Source organism: Polaribacter sp. 2405UD43-2 (assembly GCF_058147125.1).
In genome coordinates, this window is the sequence record NZ_JBYVJX010000134.1 from 1 (window position 1) to 229 (window position 229).

Here is a 229-nt window from a genome sequence, read left to right on the forward strand (position 1 = left end):
TCTTTAAATCACTTTCTGAAATACGAACTATCTTTTCATCAACTAAATCTACAGAAAAATCTTCTGTACAAAAAAGAGCTTCAACTTCTAAAGAAGAAGTTAAGAATTCATAAATTACTTTAACGCCTTCTGCAATAAATAATTTATGCTTTTGTCCACACTTTTTTTGCAATAAACTTGTTATGAGTTGAAGTTGATTTTTTGAGGTACTCATTAATTGATTTGTAAA

Annotated in this window: 1 pseudogene; it reads right to left on the reverse strand. The window is 26.6% G+C overall.

Annotation, left to right across the window (positions count from 1 at the left end):
• Positions 1–214, reverse strand: a pseudogene (locus tag ACY2RX_RS15030) (RNA methyltransferase); the annotation flags it as partial.
• Positions 215–229: the final 15 nt, after the last annotated feature.